The 17,043-nt window shown below is 74.5% G+C and carries 13 protein-coding genes; 3 read left to right on the top strand and 10 right to left on the bottom strand.

The genetic code is table 11. The annotated features are described in order from the left end of the window. Nucleotides 1-44: 44 nt before the first annotated feature. The 7 genes from ACFVVA_RS08570 to ACFVVA_RS08540 form a co-directional block, all read right to left on the bottom strand. Nucleotides 45-1,643: a 4-coumarate--CoA ligase family protein gene (locus ACFVVA_RS08570; RefSeq protein WP_387687076.1), complete on the bottom strand. Its 1,599-nt coding sequence runs from the start codon at nucleotides 1,641-1,643 to the stop codon at nucleotides 45-47. 345 nt (nucleotides 1,644-1,988) lie between these two features. Next, on the bottom strand, nucleotides 1,989-3,161 hold the full coding sequence (locus ACFVVA_RS08565) for an acyl-CoA dehydrogenase family protein (RefSeq protein WP_387687074.1): 1,173 nt from the start codon (nucleotides 3,159-3,161) through the stop codon (nucleotides 1,989-1,991). A gap of 12 nt (nucleotides 3,162-3,173) precedes the next feature. Continuing rightward, nucleotides 3,174-5,168, bottom strand: a complete 1,995-nt coding sequence (locus tag ACFVVA_RS08560; RefSeq protein WP_387687072.1) for an acetyl/propionyl/methylcrotonyl-CoA carboxylase subunit alpha — start codon at nucleotides 5,166-5,168, stop codon at nucleotides 3,174-3,176. 15 nt (nucleotides 5,169-5,183) lie between these two features. Next, the gene (locus tag ACFVVA_RS08555) at nucleotides 5,184-6,782 is read right to left on the bottom strand and encodes an acyl-CoA carboxylase subunit beta (protein WP_387687070.1); all 1,599 of its coding nucleotides are present in this window, start codon (nucleotides 6,780-6,782) and stop codon (nucleotides 5,184-5,186) included. After that, a complete protein-coding gene (locus tag ACFVVA_RS08550) occupies nucleotides 6,779-8,455 on the bottom strand; it encodes an acyclic terpene utilization AtuA family protein (protein ID WP_387687397.1) in 1,677 nt (558 codons plus the stop codon). Before ACFVVA_RS08550 ends, ACFVVA_RS08555 begins: the two co-directional genes overlap by 4 nt. 322 nt (nucleotides 8,456-8,777) lie before the next feature. Further along, nucleotides 8,778-9,113 (bottom strand): branched-chain amino acid transporter permease, encoded by a 336-nt coding sequence (locus ACFVVA_RS08545; RefSeq protein WP_387687068.1) that lies wholly within the window; start codon nucleotides 9,111-9,113, stop codon nucleotides 8,778-8,780. Beyond that, a complete protein-coding gene (locus ACFVVA_RS08540; RefSeq protein WP_387687394.1) occupies nucleotides 9,106-9,795 on the bottom strand; it encodes an AzlC family ABC transporter permease in 690 nt (229 codons plus the stop codon). Before ACFVVA_RS08540 ends, ACFVVA_RS08545 begins: the two co-directional genes overlap by 8 nt. Before the next feature lie 218 nt (nucleotides 9,796-10,013). Here ACFVVA_RS08540 and ACFVVA_RS08535 point away from each other — a divergent pair, with 218 nt between their 5' ends. Further along, nucleotides 10,014-10,457, top strand: coding sequence for an Lrp/AsnC family transcriptional regulator (locus ACFVVA_RS08535; RefSeq protein WP_387687066.1), 444 nt, complete (start codon nucleotides 10,014-10,016; stop codon nucleotides 10,455-10,457). A 68-nt stretch (nucleotides 10,458-10,525) separates the two neighbouring features. Here ACFVVA_RS08535 and ACFVVA_RS08530 read toward each other — a convergent pair whose 3' ends face one another. The 3 genes from ACFVVA_RS08530 to ACFVVA_RS08520 form a co-directional block, all read right to left on the bottom strand. Beyond that, the gene (locus ACFVVA_RS08530) at nucleotides 10,526-11,482 is read right to left on the bottom strand and encodes a helix-turn-helix transcriptional regulator (RefSeq protein WP_387687064.1); all 957 of its coding nucleotides are present in this window, start codon (nucleotides 11,480-11,482) and stop codon (nucleotides 10,526-10,528) included. A gap of 218 nt (nucleotides 11,483-11,700) precedes the next feature. Beyond that, a complete protein-coding gene (locus ACFVVA_RS08525) occupies nucleotides 11,701-14,286 on the bottom strand; it encodes an excinuclease ABC subunit UvrA (protein WP_387687062.1) in 2,586 nt (861 codons plus the stop codon). Next, nucleotides 14,283-14,861 carry a pyridoxamine 5'-phosphate oxidase family protein gene (locus ACFVVA_RS08520; RefSeq protein ID WP_387687060.1) on the bottom strand — a complete coding sequence of 193 codons (579 nt, stop codon included), beginning with the start codon at nucleotides 14,859-14,861 and terminating at the stop codon, nucleotides 14,283-14,285. The genes ACFVVA_RS08525 and ACFVVA_RS08520 overlap by 4 nt, the downstream gene beginning before the upstream one ends. A gap of 311 nt (nucleotides 14,862-15,172) precedes the next feature. Between ACFVVA_RS08520 and ACFVVA_RS08515 the strand changes: the two genes are divergently transcribed. Continuing rightward, nucleotides 15,173-16,405: a C40 family peptidase gene (locus tag ACFVVA_RS08515; protein WP_387687058.1), complete on the top strand. Its 1,233-nt coding sequence runs from the start codon at nucleotides 15,173-15,175 to the stop codon at nucleotides 16,403-16,405. A 168-nt stretch (nucleotides 16,406-16,573) separates the two neighbouring features. After that, entirely contained in the window at nucleotides 16,574-16,987 is a 414-nt protein-coding gene (locus ACFVVA_RS08510) for a VOC family protein (protein ID WP_387687056.1), read from the top strand. The last annotated feature ends 56 nt before the right edge of the window (nucleotides 16,988-17,043 follow it).

Below are 17,043 nucleotides of genomic sequence, written 5' to 3'. Positions count from 1 at the left end.
ACAGACGGGCGCCGGTCTTCGGCCGCCGGGGCGGCCCGGTCCGGTCAGTGGACGCCGGCGCGACCGGCCTCGCGGGCACGCAGTTCGCGGCGGAGGATCTTGCCGGCCGCGGACTTGGGGACGGCGTCCACGAACTCCACCGCGCGGACCTTCTTGTACGGGGCGACCTGCCCGGCGACGTACCCGGTGACCTCCTCCTCGGTCAGGGCGCTGCCCGGGGCGCGGACCACGAAGGCCTTGGGGCACTCGGTGCCCTCGGCGTCCGGGACCCCGATCACGGCGGCGTCGGTGATCTGCGGGTGGCCGAGCAGGACGGCCTCCAGCTCGGCGGGGGCGACCTGGTAGCCCTTGTACTTGATCAGTTCCTTGACCCGGTCGACGATGTGCAGGTAGCCGCGCTCGTCCACGAAGCCGACGTCGCCGGTGTGCAGCCAGCCCTCGGCGTCGACCACCGCGGCGGTCTCGGAGGGCCGGCCGAGGTAGCCCTTCATCACCTGCGGGCCGCGGATCAGCAGCTCGCCGCGCTCGCCGGGCCCGAGGTCGCCGTCGGAGCCGTCCAGGGCGGCGATCCGCAGCTCGGTGGAGGGGACCATCCGGCCGACCGAGCCGGGCGAGGGGGCGCCCTCGCCCGGGGAGACGACGTGGGTGACCGGGGAGAGCTCGGTCATGCCGTAGCCCTGGAGCAGGTGCGGCAGGCCCAGGCGCCGGGCGCAGGCGTCGGCGAGTTCGTGGTCCAGCGGGGCGGCGGCGCACAGCAGGTACTCGACGGAGGAGAGGTCGTACTGGTCCACGATCGGGTGCCGGGCCAGTGCGAGGGCGATCGGCGGGGCGACCACCAGGGCCTGCACCCGGTGGTCCTGGACGGTGCGGCAGAACTGCTCCAGGTCGAAGCGGGGCAGCACGACCACGGTGGCTCCGCAGCGCAGCGGCTGGTTGAGCAGCGCGGCCAGCCCGTAGATGTGGAAGAAGGGCAGGACGGCGAGCACCCGTTCGCCCTCGGCGGGGCGGTAGAGGGCGTCGCACTGGGCGAGGTTGGTGGCGATCGAGCGGTGGGTGAGCATCACGCCCTTGGGCAGGCCGGTGGTGCCGCTGGAGTACGGCAGCACGGCGATGTCCTCGCCCGGGTCGATGGCGACCTCGGGGGCGGGGCCGGTGGCGGCCAGCAGGTCGGCGAGCGAGCGGTGGCCCTCGGCGCCGTCCAGGACGACGGTCCCGGCCAGCGGGTGGCCCTGTTCGGCGAGGAGTTCGGCGGCCGCACGGGCGGTCGACAGGAAGGCGGAGACGGTGACCAGCCAGCGGGCGCCGCTGTCGCGCAGCTGGCCGGCCAGGTCGGCGGGCTTGGCGAAGGAGGAGACCGTGGTGACGGTGGCGCCGGCCCTGGTCGCGCCGTAGAAGGCCATCGGGTAGGCGGTCGAGTTGGGGCTGAAGAGGGCGACGACGTCACCGCGGCGCACGCCTGTCTCGGCCAGCCCGGCGGCCACCCGCTCGACGGCGGCGGCGAGTTGGGCGTAGCTGGTGCTCTCGCCGGTGACGCCGTCGATCAGGGCCGGGCGGTCGCCGTACCTGTGCGCGGCGCCGAGTACCGCCTCGTGGATCGGCTGGTCGACCGCGGAGACGTCGGGGAACTCGCTGCGGAACACCAAGGTGAGCCTCCAGTAAGGAAGTTGACGTAGCAACAAAACCGGCGAGCAGTTCCGTGCGGGGCGCGTTCAGGAGCATACGGACAGTCGGGGGTCCGGCTCGGCCATTGCGGGGAACCCGTGACGGTCCGTGCGTGGCGCGGTTGCTCCCGGGGGGCGCCCGACGGGACGGTGTGCACCACGGGCTCGAATGGACCGTCCGGGTGAGCACCGCCGCCCGCCGCGCCGCTCACCCGGGATCCGGCTCCCCCCGCTCGCGCCCGACGCCCTGGCGACCGCCCTCGGGCCGACCGCCGCGCACCGGGGACACCATCGGCGCGTTCGCACACCTGGGCGAGATCTCGTGCATCAGTACGACTTCGGCAGCCCGAGGGTGTGCTGGGCCACGTAGTTGAGCACCATCTCCCGGCTGACCGGGGCGACCCGGCCGACCCGGGTGGCGGCCAGCAGCGCGCCCAGCCCGTACTCCTGGGTCAGGCCGTTGCCGCCGAGGGTCTGCACCGCCTGGTCGACGGTACGGGCGGCGGCCTCGCCGGCCGCGTACTTGGCCATGTTGGCGGCCTCCCCGGCGGCGAGGTCCTCCCCCGCGTCGTAGAGCAGCCCGGCCTTCTGGGTCATCAGCCGGGCCAGCTCGATCTCCACCGCGCACTGGGCGAGCGGATGGGCCAGGCCCTGGTGGGCGCCGATCGGGGTGGACCAGACCGTACGGGTCTTCGCGTACTCGACCGCCTTGCCGAGGGCCTGGCGGGCGAGGCCGAGCGAGAAGGCCGCGGTGAGGACGCGCTCGGGGTTGAGGCCGGCGAACAGCTGGAGCAGGCCCGCGTTCTCGTCGCCGACCAGGGCGTCGGCAGGCAGCCGGACGTCGTCCAGGAAGACCTGGAACTGCTTCTCCGGGGCGACGAGCTCCATCGGGATCGCCCGGAACTCGAAGCCGGGGGTCTCGCGCGGGACGACGAACAGGCAGGGCTTCAGCTTGCCCGTACTGGCGTCCTCGGTGCGGGCCACGAACAGCACCGCGTCACAGTGGTCGATGCCGGAGACGAACACCTTGCGGCCGGTCAGCAGCCAGTCCTCGCCGTCCCGGCGGGCCACCGTGGAGATCCGGTGGGAGTTCGATCCGGCGTCCGGTTCGGTGATGCCGAAGGCCATCCGGCGGCTGCCGTCGGCCAGGCCCGGCAGCCAGCGGCGCTTCTGCTCCTCGGTGCCGTAGCGGGCTATCACGGTGCCGCAGATCGCCGGGGAGACGATGAGCAGCAGCAGCGGACAGCCGGCGGTGCCGAGCTCCTCCAGGACGATGGCGAGGTCGGTGATGCCGCCGCCCCCGCCGCCGTACTCGACGGGCAGGTTGACGCCGAGGTATCCGGCCTTGCCGGCGTCCGCCCACAGCTCGTCGGCGGGTTCGCCGGCCCGGGCCTTGGCGAGGTAGTAGGCGGAGCCGTAGCGGCGGCCGAGGTCGCCGACGGCCCGGCGCAGGGCCTGGCGTTCGGGGGTCTCCAGGAGCTGACTGCCGATGGTGGACATGCGGGTCCTTCCTCAGGCTTCGATGGGCTGGACGACGGCCAGCAGGGTGCCGGTTTCGACCTGCCGGCCGGGGGTGGCGCGCAGTTCGACGAGGGTGCCGTCGGACGGGGCGGCGACGCGGTGCTCCATCTTCATCGCCTCCAGCACCAGCAGCGGCTGGCCGGCGGCGACGGTGTCCCCGACGGCGGCGACGACCCGGACGACGGTGCCGGGCATCGGGGCGAGCAGCGCACCGGGCTCGGTGCGGACGGTGGGGTCGGGGAAGCGCGGCAGGGCGGTGAGCACGGTGCCGCCGGCCGGGGTGTCGACGTGCACCCGGTCGCCGTAGCGGGCGACCCGGTAGGTGCGTCGCAGCCCGTCCTCGGACAGCACCACCCGGTCCGGCGCGGCCTCGACGAGCTCGACGCCCGGGTGGTCCTCGGCCAGCAGACCTGAGCGGGTCAGCCGGTAGCGGACGGCCGACTCGGTGCCGTCCTCGGCCCGGTAGCGCTTGAGCTGCGGCTGCGAGGGCAGGTTGCGCCAGCCGGAGGGCAGGGCGCCGCGGCGGCCCGCGGCGTCGGCGAGGGCGGCGGCCAGCGCGGCGTGGTCGACGCCCTTGCTGTCCGGGGCGGTGAGTTCGGCCGCGTGCTCGGCCAGGAAACCGGTGTGCAGCTCCGCGGCCAGGAAGGCCGGGTGGCGCAGGGCGCGCACCAGCAGGTCCCGGTTGGTGGCCGGGCCGTGGATGCGGGCGCGGGCGAGCGCGTCGGCGAGCCGGCGGGCGGCGGCCGCGCGGGTGGGCGCCCAGGCGATCACCTTGGCGAGCATCGCGTCGTAGTGCGGGGTGATCTCGCTGCCGGCCTCCACTCCGGAGTCCAGCCGCAGTCCGGTGCCCCTGCCTGTCCCTGTGCCTGCGCCCGCGCCCGCACCTGCACCTGCACCTGCTCCGGCTCCGGCTCCGGCTCCGGTGAACTCCTGGTACGGGAGCGTGAGTTCGAGCCGGTGCAGGGTCCCGGTCGCGGGCCGCCAGTCCTTGGCCGGGTCCTCGGCGTAGAGCCGGGCCTCGATCGCATGGCCGCCGGGGGCCGGGGGCTCGGGCGCCAGCGCCTCCCCCTCGGCGACGGCGAGCTGCAGCGCCACCAGGTCCAGCCCGGTGACGGCCTCGGTGACCGGGTGTTCGACCTGCAGGCGGGTGTTCATCTCCAGGAAGTAGAACCGGCCGTCCCCGGTGAGCAGGAACTCCGCGGTGCCGGCGCCCGTGTAGCCGATCGCCCCGGCCGCGTCGCGGGCCGCCGCGTGCAGGCCGGCGCGCACCTCCGCGGGCAGGCCGGGGGCCGGGGCCTCCTCGATCACCTTCTGGTGCCGCCGCTGCAGCGAGCAGTCGCGGTCGCCGACCGCCCAGACGGTGCCGTGGGCGTCGGCCAGCAGCTGGACCTCGACGTGCCGTCCGGCGGGCAGGTAGCGCTCGCAGAACACCTCGTCCGAGCCGAAGGCCTTGGCCGCCTCGGCGCGGGCGGCCGCCAGTTCGCCGGGGAGGTCCGCCAGGCTCCGGACGACCCGCATGCCGCGCCCGCCGCCGCCCGCCGCGGCCTTGACCAGCAGGGGCAGGTCGGCCTCGGTGGGCTCGGTCAGCGCGCCGAGCACCGGCACCCCGGCCGCGGCCATCAGCTCCTTGGCGGCGGTCTTGGAGCCCATCGCGGCGATCGCGGCCGGCGGCGGGCCGATCCAGAGCAGTCCCGCGTCCAGCACGGCCCGCGCGAAGTCCGCGCTCTCGGACAGGAATCCGTAGCCGGGGTGGACGGCGTCGGCCCCGGCGGCGAGCGCGGCCCGGACGATCAGGTCGGCCCGCAGGTAGGTGTCGGCGGGCGCGGCGCCGGGCAGCCGGACGGCCGCGTCGGCCTCGCGCACATGCGGGGCGCCGGCGTCCGGGTCGGAGTGGACGGCGGTGGTCGCGATGCCGAGCTCCCGGCAGGTGCGGAAGACCCGGCGGGCGATCTCACCCCGGTTGGCGACCAGCAGATTGGTGATCATCGTCTCGGGGGTCCTTTACAGTCGGAAGACGCCGTAGCCGCGCGCGCCCTCGACCGGCGCGTTGTGGATCGCGGACAGGCACAGGCCGAGCACCGTCCGGGTGTCGCGCGGGTCGATCACGCCGTCGTCGTAGAGCCGGCCGGAGAGGAACACCGGCAGCGACTCGGCCTCGATCTGCTGCTCGACCATCGCCCGGATCGCCGCGTCCGCGTCCTCGTCGTAGGGCTGTCCCTTCGCCGCGGCGGACTGCCGGGCGACGATCGACAGCACGCCGGCGAGCTGCTGCGGGCCCATCACCGCGGACTTGGCGCTCGGCCAGGCGAACAGGAACCGCGGCTCGAAGGCCCGCCCGCACATGCCGTAGTGGCCGGCCCCGTACGAGGCGCCCATCAGGACCGACAGGTGCGGGACCTTCGAGTTGGCGACCGCGTTGATCATCATCGCGCCGTGCTTGATGATGCCGCCCTGCTCGTAGTCCCTGCCGACCATGTAGCCGGTGGTGTTGTGCAGGAAGAGCAGCGGGGTGTCCCGCTGGTTGGCCAGCTGGATGAACTGGGCGGCCTTCTGGGACTCCTGGCTGAACAGCACGCCCTGGGCGTTGGCCAGGACGCCGACCGGGTAGCCGTGGAGGCGGGCCCAGCCGGTGGCCAGGCTGGTGCCGTAGAGCGGCTTGAACTCGTCGAAGTCGGAGCCGTCGACGATCCGGGCGATCACCTCGCGCGGGTCGAAGGGCACCTTGAGGTCGCCGGGGACGATCCCGAGCAGCTCCTCCTCGTCGTACGCGGGCGGTTCGGCGAGCCGGTCCGGGCCGGGGCCGGGCTTGCGGTGGTCGAGCCGGGCGACGATCCGGCGGGCGATCCGCAGCGCGTCCGCCTCGTCCACCGCGAAGTGGTCGGCCAGGCCGGAGACGCGGGCGTGCATCTCGGCGCCGCCCAGCGACTCGTCGTCGGCCTCCTCGCCGGTGGCCATCCTCACCAGCGGCGGGCCGCCGAGGAACACCTTGGCGCGCTCCTTGACCAGCACGGTGTGGTCGGACATGCCCGGCACGTAGGCGCCGCCGGCCGTCGAATTGCCGAACACCACCGCCACGGTGGGGATTCCGGCGGCGGACAGCCGGGTGAGGTCGCGGAAGAGGGCGCCGCCGGGGATGAAGATCTCCTTCTGGCTGGGCAGGTCGGCGCCGCCCGACTCGACCAGGTTGACCAGCGGGAGGCGGTTGTTCAGCGCGATCTCGTTGGCCCGCAGGGCCTTTCGCAGGGTCCAGGGGTTGCTGGCGCCGCCGCGCACCGTCGGGTCGTTGGCGGTGATCACGCACTCCACGCCCTCGATCGTGCCGATCCCTGTGACCAGGGCCGCGCCCACCGGGTAGTCGCTGCCCCACGCGGCCAGCGGGGACAGCTCCAGGAACGGGGAGTCCGGGTCGATCAGCAGCTCGATCCGCTCGCGGACCGGCAGCTTGCCGCGCTTGCGGTGGCGTTCCACGTACCTGGGGCCGCCGCCCGCCAGCGCCTTGGCGTGCTCGGCGTCGAGTTCGGCGAGCTTGGCGACCATCGCGGCGCGGTGCTCGGCGTGATCGGGCCCGGCCGGGTCGACACGGGTGGTCAGGACGGTCACAGCGGGGCCTCCGGGCTGTCCAGGAGCAGGGTCGGGATGTCGAGGTGGCGCGAGCGCAGCCACTCCCCGAGGGCCTTGGCCTGCGGGTCGAAGCGGTGCCGGGCGGCGACGCCCTCGCCGAGCAGACCGGTGAGGGTGAAGTTGACCGCGCGCAGGTTCGGCAGAACGTGCCGGGTGACGCTCAACCCGGCTGTCTCCGGCAGGAGTTCGCGCAGCCGCTCGACGGTGAGGGCGTGCGCCAGCCAGCGCCAGCCGTCCGCGGAGCGGGCCCAGACACCGAGGTTGGCGTCCCCGCCCTTGTCGCCGCTGCGGGCGCCGGCCACCAGGCCGAGCGGGGCCTGCCGGGTGGGGCCGGCCGGCAGCGGTTCGGGCAGCTCGTCCTCCACCGGGCGGGTCTGGTGGGGCTGTTGGGCCCCGGTGGTGACGGGCGCCGGCGGTACGGCGATCCGGCGGCCGTCCGGCAGCACGGCGGTGTGCTCGACGGCCTTCGCGTCGACGTGCGCGGCACTGAACACGCCGTACGGCGCGCCCGGTCCGGGCGGGGCGGTGAGGTGGAAGCCCGGGTACCCGGCGAGACCCAACTCGACGGCCGCCTTGCCGAGTTCGCGTCCGACCTTGGCCGGGTCCGGGTCGCGGGCGGCCAGCCGCAGCAGGGCGGAGGCGCCCTCCTCGGTCGGGGCGTCCGGGTGGTCGGTGCGGGCCAGGGTCCAGCGCAGTTCGGCGGGCCGGGCGCCGGGCGGCAGGGCGTCGGCGAACTGCCTCCGCACCAGGTCGGCCTTGGCCTCGATGTCCAGGCCGGTGAGGACGAACACCACCTCGTTGAGGTGGCCGCCGAGCCGGTTGAGGCCCGCCTTCAGGGTGGGCGGCGGGGCCTCGCCGCGCACGCCGTCGATCCGGACCCGGTCCGGGCCCTCCCTGGTGAGCCGCACGCTGTCCAGCCGGGCCGTGACGTCCGGGCCGAGGTAGCGCGGTCCGCCGGTCTCGTACAGGAGTTGGGCGGTGACGGTGCCGGTGGTGACGGCGCCGCCGGTGCCCGGGTGCTTGGTGATCACGCTGGAGCCGTCGGCGCGCAGTTCGGCGAGCGGGAAGCCGGGCCGGGTGACGTCGTGCTCGCGGAAGAAGGCGTAGTTGCCGCCGGTCGCCTGGGCGCCGCACTCCAGGACGTGCCCGGCCACCACGGCGCCGGCCAGGGCGTCCAGGTCCTCCGGGGTCCAGCCGAAGTGGGCGATCCCGGGGCCGGCGACCAGTGCCGCGTCCGTCACCCGGCCGGTCACCACCACGTCGGCGCCGGCGGCCAGGCAGGCGGCGATGCCGAACCCGCCGAGGTAGGCGTTGGCGGCCAGCAGACCGTCCGGCAGGCCGAGTTCGGCCCGGCGCGGAAGCAGGTCGTCGCCCTCGACATGGCCGACGGCCGTCTCGACCCCGAGCCGCCCCGCCAGCGCCCGCAGCTCCTCGGCGAGCCGGGCCGGGTTGAGGCCGCCCGCGTTGACCACGATCTTCACGCCGCGTTCGCGGGCCAGGCCTAGGCACTCCTCCATCTGGCGCAGGAAGGTCCGGGCGTAGCCGAGCGACGGGTCCTTCAGCCGGTCCCGGGCGAGGATCAGCATCGTCAGCTCGGCCAGGTAGTCCCCGGTGAGCACGTCCAGCGGCCCGCCGGTGAGCATCTCCCGCATCGCGGCGAAGCGGTCCCCGTAGAACCCCGAGGCGTTGCCGATCCGCAGTACCGTGCCGTCGCGCACCAAGGCGCCTCCCCTGCCGGTGAGTTGGGCGCGCCCTCGGTCGGGCGCCACCGGGCAGCAGCGTGGCACCGTCGACAGAAAAAAGCAATCATGCTTGCTTGTTTTCTGGGAATGTGCTCGCCACGACGGGGCACACCTGCCGGCCGGACCGCCCTGGTCGAGCCCGACCGGTTCCGCCCCGGCACCCGCTCCCCCGCCCGCCCCCTCGCCCGCCGCGAACACTCCTACGGCGGGTGCGGCCGGGGTGCGGCCGTGCTCAGGGGTGGGCGAAGACCGTGCTGGCGAGGGCGACGTGGACGGCGGTGCCGCCCAGGATGCTCAGGACGGCGTTGCGCCGCCACAGGTGCAGACCGAGAGTGGCGGCCAGGGCGAGGACGGTGGGGGCGGCCCGCGGCGGGCTGGCGAGGGGGAGGTCGCGCAGGGCGTAGACGGTGAGGATCACCATCACGCCGACCGGCATCCGCTCGCTCAGGTGGCGCAGCACGGCGCTGGCCCGCAGCGGGGCGAGGGCGGCGAATGGCAGCGCGCGCAGGCCCCAGGTGACGGCGGCCGACACGCCGATGGCGGCGAGCAGGTAGGGCGCGTCAGGCACCGGTCGGCTCCTTCGGGGCGGGGGTGCGGGGCCGGGTGAGGGCGCGCCGGGCCAGCAGCCCGGCGGTGAACAGCGCGGTGGCGGCGAGCAGCATCTGGCCGGGGAACAGGAAGCGCGCGGCGAGTGCGCAGACCAGGGCCAGCGCGGGGGTGGGGACGTCGCGCCGGGCCCGGTAGGCATCGACGGCGAGCACGACGAACAGCGCGGTGAGCGCGAAGTCCAGGCCGACCAGCCGGGCGGGCACCAGCGCCCCGAACAGCGCGCCGGCGGTGGCGCCGCCGACCCAGTAGAGCTGGCAGAGCACCTGGAGCCAGATGATGCGCCGCCCGCTCCAGGAGCGCGCCTGCCGCCCGGTGGTCAGGGCGTAGGCCTCGTCCGTCATGGCGAAGGTGCTGTACGCCCGGCCGAACCGGCCGCGGACCCGGTGCAGCGGGAAGGACAGGGCGTAGAAGACGTGCCGGAAATTCACCAGGAACGCCGTCAGGGCGATCTGCGCGAGCGGGGCGACCGCGACGACGAGCCCGATCAGCAGGAACTCCAGCGACCCGGCGTAGACCAGCGCGGTGAAGGCGGTGGCCCACCACCAGCTCAGTCCCGCGTGGACGACGAGCACGCCGAACGCGATGCCGAGCGGGAACAGGCCCAGGCCGACGGAGCCGGAGTCCCGGAGCGCGGCTGCCAGGTCGTTCCGGGCGGTCGGCGCGGCGGGGTTCGTTTCGGCGGCGTTCGTTTCGGCGGGGTTCGTTTCGGCGGGGTTCGTTTCGGCGGCAAGCGCGGGGGGCGGAACGGGACGGGCGAGCGTCCCGCCGGGGGCGGAATTCATGGGGCAATTCTAGGCCGGATTCCCGGTAATATGGTTTCCAATTATTGCCCTGGAGTCGCACTGTGAGTAATAAAGAAATGCTGGATTCCATCGATCGTGAAATTTTGTTCCACCTGCGCCAGGACGGTCGGCTGACCAACGTCGAACTGGCCAGACGGGTCGGCCTCACGCCGCCGCCCTGCCTTCGCCGGGTCAAGCGGTTGGAAGAGGCCGGGGTCATCGCCGGATACCGCGCCCGGATCGACCCGGCGGCCGCCGGCCGGGGGTTCGAGGTGGTGGTCGCGGTCGAGATCGGCGTCAACGACCTGCAGACGGTGGAGGAGTTCGAGTCGACGGTGGCCTCCTACGAGGAGGTGGTCGAGTTCCGTCGGCTCTTCGGCCGCCCCGACTACTTCATCCGCGTCGCGGTCGCCGACCACGCCACCTACGAGGGCTTCCTCACGGCCCGGCTCATGGGGCTGCCGGCCGTCGCCCGGGTCGACTCGCACCTGACCATGAAGATCATCAAGAACGACGGCTGAACGGACGCCCGTCGGCCGCGGTCACGGTCGGCCACGGCCGGCCGGGCGCTTCCCCGGGGGGCGGCCGGTCAGGTGTAGAGGGCGGCGGCGCGGCGGGTGGCCTCGGCGAGGCGGGCGCGGAATTCGGGTGGCTGGAGGACCTCGGCCTCCGGGCCGAGGCGGAGGAGTTCCAAGCAGCCGATGTCCCAGCTCTCGACCGGCAGGGTCACGGTGACCCAGCCGTCGGCGTCCGGCGGGCCCGCGGTGGCGAGGGCGTCGGCGGCGGCGGTCGGTTCCAGCAGGGCGGCGAGGTTCTCCACGGCGAACGGGCTCAGGCGCACCAGGGCCCGTTCGCGCAGCATGGCGCGGGTGAACTCCCGTGCCGCCGCGGCCCAGTGCTCGGCGAGGTCGAACTCCGGGTCGCGTTCGAACCGTTCCTCGCCGGCCTCGGCGGTCTCGAAGCGGTCCACGCGGTACGAGCCGAACCGGCCGGAGGGCCCGCGCGCCACGGCGTACCACTGCCCGGCCTTCAGGACCAGACCGTACGGCTCCAGCCGCCGGTCCCGGGTGCCGCCGCGCGCCGCGTAGCGGGCGTGGAGCACGCGGTCCTCCCACACCGCGCGCGACACCTCGGCGAGCAGCGCGGGCGTCCCGGCCTCGCGGAACCAGGCCGGTGCGTCGAGGTGGAACCGCTGGACGGCGGCCGCGGGGGCGTCGCCGAGCGCGGCGGCGACCTTCAGCCGGGCGGCCAGGGCCCGCCCGGCCAGGCCCATGTCGCGCAGCGGGCCCGGGAGGCCGGCCAGGTGCAGGACTTCCGCCTCCGCGCGTTCGAGGCCGGTGAGGCGGGTGCGGTAGCCGTCGACCAGTCGGTAGCCGCCACCCCGGCCGCGTTCGGCGTACACCGGCACCCCGGCCTCGACGAGGGCGGCGACGTCCCGCTGCACGGTGCGCTCGGAGACCTCCAGCTCGACCGCGAGTTCCGCGGCGGTCATCTCCCGCCGGGACTGGAGGAGCAGCAGCAGCGCGATGGCCCGGCTCGCCCGCACGTCGCCCCCTCCCCTCGTCCGTCGTCGTGGTGCGCCTGTGGTCCCGCGGCGGCGCCGGCACCATTCTCGCCGGGCCCGGCGCCGTGGACCCGCCCCGGGCCCGGCGCGACACCGCGAGCCCGCCCGCCCCGGGGGGAGAGCCGTTGACCCGCCCCGGTTCCGCGGACGGCGCCGCGAGCCGCCCCGGCCCCGGGCGGGCCGAGCGCGGGAGCCGCCCGTCAGCGCTCGGCGCCGTCCGCGGCGTCCAGCAGGGGCAGGCCCGCCGCGTACCGGCGGAGGTATCCGGCGGTGGCCGTGTCCGCACCGGCGACGGTGTCGGGGGTGCCCTGGGCGACCACCGCGCCGCCGTCCGGGCCGGCTCCCGGCCCGAGGTCGATCACCCAGTCCGCGGAGGCGGCGACGGGGATGTCGTGTTCGGCCACGACGACGGTGTTGCCGGAGTCGAGCAGCAGGTCGAGCGCGTCCACGACCCGCTGGACGTCGGACGGGTGGAGGCCCGAGACGGGTTCGTCGAGGACGACCAGGCCGGCCCGGCGGCTCGCCGCCCCGCGCTGGATCGCGGCGGCGAGTTTGAGGCGCTGGGCCTCGCCGCCGGACAGTTCGGTGGCGCTCTGGCCGAGCCGGAGGTACCCGAGCCCGACCCGGTCGAGCGCGGAGAGGATCTCCGCGAGCTGCCGGGGCTCGGTGAAGACCTCCCCGGCCTCGGCGACGGTCAGCTCCAGCACCTGGTCGACGGAGAGCCCCCGGTAGGTGATGTCCAGGACCCCGGGCCCGTAGCGCCGGCCGTCGCAGGTGTCGCAGACCACCCACATGTCCGGGAGGAAGTGCATGTCGACGAGCCTGCGGCCGTGCCCGGCGCAGATCTCGCAGCGCCCGCCGGCGGTGTTGAAGCTGAACCAGGAGGCGTCGACGCCGCGCGCGCGGGCCGTGTCGGTGGCGGCGAAGAGCCTGCGGATGATGTCGAAGGCCTTGCTGTAGGTGGCGGGGTTGGACCGCGGTGTGCGCCCGAGGGGTTCCTGGTCGACCACGGCGACCCAGCCGAAGCCGTCGTGTCCGGTCACCGCGCGCACGGTGTCGGCGGCGGTGCCTCTGAGGGCGGCCGCCACGCTCCCGGCGAGCGCGCCGAGGACGCTGCTCTTGCCGCTGCCGCTGACCCCGGTCAGGCAGGTGAGCCGCCCGACGGGGATGCGCAGCAGCTCCGCGGCGGCGGTGTGGGCGCGCAGGCCGTGCAGTTCCACCCGGGCGGTGCCGTCGTCGACCGGGCGCGGGGTGCGGCGCAGCCGCGGCCCCCGGCCGGCCAGGTACCGCCCGGTGGCGGAGGCGGGGTCGGCGGCCGCCAGGGCGGGCGGGCCGGAGACCAGGACCTCGCCGCCGAGGCGGCCCGCGCCGGGGCCGAGGTCGACGATCCAGTCGGCGCGGGCGATCAGTTCGGGGTCGTGCTCGACGAGCAGGACGGTGTTGCCGGCGGCACGCAGCTCCAGGGCGATGTCGAGGAGGTGTTTCTTGTCCGCCGGGTGCAGTCCGGCGCCGGGTTCGTCCAGGACGAAGACGACGTCGCTCAGTTCGGTTCCGAGCTGGGCGACGAGCCGGGTGCGCTGCAGCTCACCGCCGGACAGGGTGGCGGCGCCTCGGGAGAGCCGCAGGTGGGCCAGGCCGAGCCGGTCCAGGAGGCGCAGGCGGCGTTCGAGGTCCTGCACCAGGGGCTCGCCGACGGTGCGCTGCCGGGGGTCGAGGGTCTCGGCGAGGTGCCCGGCCCAGCGGCGGACCTCGCGGACGTCCACCTCCAGCAGCTCGGGGTACGTCAGGCCGCCGAGGCGGACGGACCGGGCGAGCGGGGCGAATCCACTGCCGTGGCAGGTGCCGCAGGGGTCCTCGCGCAGGTACGGCAGGTAGCGCTGTTTGGCCTCGGCCGTCCGCGCGTTGCCGAAGACCCGTTCCACCTCGGCGAGCGCGCCGCGCAGCGGTTGGCTGGAGGTGTACGTCATCCGCGCGGTCTCGTGGCGGTTCGGGATGTCGACGGTGGCCTCGACGGCCTCGTCCCCGGTGCCGTACAGGACCTCGTGCCGGAACGTCTCGGGCAGCGACTGCCAGGGCCGTGCCAGGTCCACGCCGCGCCGGGCGGCGAGGGCGGGGACGAAGACGTGCTCGCCGGAGCGCCACTTGGCGAACCAGGGCGAGGCGCCTTCGAGGAGGGGGAGGTCGGGGCGGGTGATGACGAGGTCCTCGTGGGCCCGGCGCCGTCCGCCGGCGCCGTGGCAGTCCGGGCAGCCGCCTTCGGGGGTGTGGCGGTCGAAGTGGGCGGTGGTCGGCAGCTCGACGGCGGTTTCCGGAGCCGGGCCGGTGTCCGCATCCGTGTCCGTGTGCGGTGCCGGGCCGAGCCCCGGGAGGCGTGAGAAGAGCAGGCCGAGGTGTCCGTCGATCCCGGTGATGGTGGCGACGGTGGAGCGGGGGTTGCGGTTGAGGCGGCGCTGGTCGACCGCGAGCGTGGCGCCGAGACCGAGGATCCGGTCGACCTTGGGGCGGTTGCGCTGGGTGATGTACTGGCGGACGAACGGCGAAAGGCCTTCCAGGTACCGCAGTTGGGCCTCGCTGTGCAGGGTGTCGACGGCGAGCGAGGTCTTGCCGCTGCCGCTGACGCCGGTGAAGGCGACGAGCCGGCCCTTGGGGATGCTGACGGAGACGTCGCGCAGGTTGTTGGTGCGGGCGCCCACGACGTCGATGGTGTCCCGACGCACCGGGCCGTCCACGGGCGGGGCCGGGACGGGCGGGGCCGGGACGGACGCGCCCTCCGCGCGCGGGGTCACTCCTCGTCCGCCTTCCCGGCGAGCTCGCCGGCCTCGGCGACCTCGCCGACCTCGCCGACCTCGCCGACCTTGGCGAGGTCGGGGGCGAACGCGGCCATCCAGTGCGGGCGCAGCCGGTAGTAGACCACGTCGTTGTCCCAGTCGAAGGCGTCGGCGCCGTAGAAGTCCCGGAAGTACGCGAGCAGGTCCGGCCAGTCCGCGGCCGGCTCGCCGTCGTGGGGGTTGAGGACCTCCACGGTGCCGTGGGTGAACACGCCCAGGTCCTCCCCGCGCAGGTGCGCGGCGCTGGCGGCGGGCCGGGCGGCGAGGTGCCGCGCCTTGGCGGCGCCCCGGGCGGTGCCGAAGTGCCACATGCCGTGCAGGAAGTGCCCGTCCACGCCGCTGATCCGGGGCTCGCCCTTGGCCGTCACGGTGGACAGCGCGAGCGTGCACATGCCGGTGAGCACGCCGGTGAGCTGCCCGGCGGTGAGGGTGCGCTCGCTGTTGATGATCGACCGCAGGTGCGCCGTGGAGCGGGAGAGCGAGGTGTCGAGGAGGGCCTGGAGCCGGCGCAGCTCGTCGGGTGTTTCGCGCATGGGGGTCCTTCTTCCGTGCGAGTTCCGTGCGTCTTTCCGTGGGTCGTCCCGGCCGGCGACGTCACGGCGCCGGCCGGTGACCCCACTGTCTCCGCAGAACCCGACATCCTCTGTCGTATTTCCCCCGCGACTTCCGCGGGCGCGACGGGCCCCGGCCCTCGGCGGATCACCCGGCAACGCCCTCGCCGCCTGCCGCGCAGTTGCCGGTTTCCGCGCCCGTGACCAGCGAACCGGCAACTACCGGAACCCCAGGATCCGTGTGCCGCCGAACCATTGACCCGGAGTCAGCGCCTCCGGAAAGATTCGCGACCATGACTACGCGCGTAAACCTTCTGTCGCGGTGGCTGGTCGCCCCCCTGCGGTGGGCGGCTCTGCTGTCGGTGCTGGTGTCGGTCGGCGTGTTCTTCGCCGGGGCCGGAGCCGCTCAGGCGGCACCCGCCTGCGGGGTGCTCTCCACCGGCGCGGCGCCGCAGGCGACCGCCGCCGTCCGCTCCGCCTGCGGGCTGATAGGCACCCCGTACTCGTGGGGCGGCGGCCACGGCTCGCAGCCCGGTCCGACGTACGGCCTCTGCGACCCCGCCAACGGCGCCCCCAACGACTGCAACGTCCGCGGCCTGGACTGCTCCGGCATGGTCCGCTACGCCTACGACCTGGCGGTCGGCGCGGACGTCATCAACGGCACCACCCGGACCCAGTGGCCGACCTCCCGGGCGGTCGCCCGCTACTACCGGGCGGACGGGACCGCACCGCTGCTCCCCGGCGACCTGGTGTACTTCGGCAACACCGCCTCCACCATCCACCACGTCGCGATGTACCTCGGGCAGGGCTGGATCGTCGAGGCCCCCTACTCCGGCGGCTACGTCCAGGTGGCGGCGCTCTCCTCGCACGGCGACTACTACGGCGCGATCCGGCTGTACGGCCCCGGCAGCACCTCCCCGACGACGCCGCCCACCACCCCGCCTCCGTCGAACAGCGGCCAGTACTGGGTGGACACCAACGCCAACGCGCCGGTGTACGGCTCCCCGACCTCCACCACGAGCACGGGAACGCTGTACCGGGGCACGAACTACGTCTACTGCAAGGCCTGGGGCCGCGAGGTCTCCGGCGGCGCCGGCTACAACCACTGGTGGCTGAAGACCGACCCGGACAGCGGCCCCGGCGGCCAGTGGGTGTCCGCGTTCTACCTGTCCCGGTGGGGCAGCGACGTGGCCAAGGACAACAACGGCACCACCATCCCCGACTGCCCGGGCGGCGGCACCCCGCCCGCCACCGGCAAGTACTGGGTGGACACCAACGCCACCGCGAACGTCTACGCCTCGCCGACCTCCACCAACGCCACCGGGACGCTGTACCAGGGGACCAACTACGTCTACTGCAAGGCCTGGGGCCGCGAGGTCTCCGGCGGCGCCGGCTACAACCACTGGTGGCTGAAGACCGACTCGGACGGCGGCCCCGCCGGCCAGTGGGTGTCCGCCTACTACCTGTCCCGGTGGGGCAGCGACGTGGCCAAGGACAACAACGGGACCACCATCCCCGACTGCTAGGACCTGTTCAGAACCCGTTTCAGGACCCGTTCCGGCCGTGCCGGCCGCAGCCCCTCCCCCTGGGGCCGCGGCCGGCACGGCCGCTTCCCCCGAGGAGATTTCGCGGCCGCCCGGACCGATCAGGATTCGAGAAGCGCCCGGCCGGGGTGCGCGCCTAGCGTTGCAGTCATGAGCGACATCACCATTCACTGGACCTTCCTCCCCCACACCGACCCCGAGGCCTCCCTCGCCTTCTACCGTGATCTGCTGGGCTTCGAGGTGCGCAGCGACGTCGGCGGCGGCCCGATGCGCTGGATCACCGTCGGCCCCGCCGGCCAGCCCGACGTCTCCCTGGTGCTGGAGCCGGCGTCCGCCGACCCGGGCCGCACCGAGGAGGAGCAGCGGACCATCACCGAGATGATGGCCAAGGGCACCTTCGCCCGGGTCGTCCTGGGCACCCGCGACCTGGACGGCGTCTACGACCGGCTGAAGTCCGGCGGCGCCGAGCTGGTCCAGGAGCCGGCCAAGCAGCCGTACGGCGTCCGCGACTGCGCGTTCCGCGACCCGGCGGGCAACATGGTCCGCTTCAACGAACTGGGCTGAGCCGGACACCCGCGGGCACCGGGCCCGCCCCGCCCCTCGTCGGCCGCACCCGAAAC

It is taken from the genome of Kitasatospora sp. NPDC058048 (assembly GCF_042885555.1).
Taxonomy (GTDB): domain Bacteria; phylum Actinomycetota; class Actinomycetes; order Streptomycetales; family Streptomycetaceae; genus Kitasatospora; species Kitasatospora lactacystinica.
This window is presented reverse-complemented; position numbering and strand designations above follow the sequence as displayed.

What these genes read in the sequence shown, in the direction of transcription:
- ACFVVA_RS08565 (WP_387687074.1), bottom strand. Translation starts at nt 3,161, where the DNA reads ATGTCCACCATCGGCAGTCAGCTCCTGGAGACCCCCGAACGCCAGGCC.
- ACFVVA_RS08560 (WP_387687072.1), bottom strand. Translation starts at nt 5,168, where the DNA reads ATGATCACCAATCTGCTGGTCGCCAACCGGGGTGAGATCGCCCGCCGG.
- ACFVVA_RS08550 (WP_387687397.1), bottom strand. Translation starts at nt 8,455, where the DNA reads ATGCGGGAGATGCTCACCGGCGGGCCGCTGGACGTGCTCACCGGGGAC.
- ACFVVA_RS08535 (WP_387687066.1), top strand. Translation starts at nt 10,014, where the DNA reads ATGCTGGATTCCATCGATCGTGAAATTTTGTTCCACCTGCGCCAGGAC.
- ACFVVA_RS08520 (WP_387687060.1), bottom strand. Translation starts at nt 14,861, where the DNA reads ATGCGCGAAACACCCGACGAGCTGCGCCGGCTCCAGGCCCTCCTCGAC.
- ACFVVA_RS08515 (WP_387687058.1), top strand. Translation starts at nt 15,173, where the DNA reads ATGACTACGCGCGTAAACCTTCTGTCGCGGTGGCTGGTCGCCCCCCTG.
- ACFVVA_RS08510 (WP_387687056.1), top strand. Translation starts at nt 16,574, where the DNA reads ATGAGCGACATCACCATTCACTGGACCTTCCTCCCCCACACCGACCCC.